This window comes from Pseudomonas sp. FW306-02-D09B, from assembly GCF_058782685.1.
Genome location: NZ_JBYSXY010000044.1, coordinates 1 through 512 on the forward strand (window position 1 = coordinate 1; position 512 = coordinate 512).

Sequence of the window (512 nt, forward strand, 5' to 3'; positions counted from 1 at the left end):
AATCAGCGCTTGTCGCGGCGCTTCTTGTCGGCTTTCTTGTGGTGCGTCATCAAGCGGCGCTTCTTGTTGACCTGGCGGTCCGTAAGCGTGTTCTTGTTGCCTTCGTACGGGTTCTCGCCACCTTTGAACTCGATGCGGAATGCTCAAACGCCAGGCACGAAAAAGGGCGCCATGGGCGCCCTTCTTCTAATACCAAGACTGCTCACCTGTGGCGAGCGGGCTTGCCCGCGTTCGGCTGCGAAGCAGTCGCAAAATAAGCCGCCGGGTTCTACCCGAACCACCACGGCTGTAGATTTCAGGGCCGCTTCGCGACCCAACGCGGGCAAGCCCGCTCGCCACAAAAGCCCATCCCGACGGGACGAGCCGGCTTTCGAATCAGCGCTTGTCGCGGCGCTTCTTGTCGGCTTTCTTGTGGTGCGTCATCAAGCGGCGCTTCTTGTTGACCTGGCGGTCTGTAAGCGTGTTCTTGTTGCCTTCGTACGGGTTCTCGCCACCTTTGAACTCGATGCGGA

The 512-nt window shown here is 59.6% G+C and carries 1 protein-coding gene and 1 pseudogene; both read right to left on the minus strand.

What is annotated here, in order from left to right; translation table 11 throughout:
- Positions 1 to 2 precede the first annotated feature (2 nt).
- Positions 3 to 137 (minus strand): annotated as a pseudogene (locus AC3WK5_RS29025) (hypothetical protein); the annotation flags it as partial.
- A gap of 238 nt (positions 138 to 375) precedes the next feature.
- Positions 376 to 512: hypothetical protein (locus AC3WK5_RS29030; RefSeq protein ID WP_492574165.1), on the minus strand; the 137-nt coding region annotated here is incomplete at its 5' end.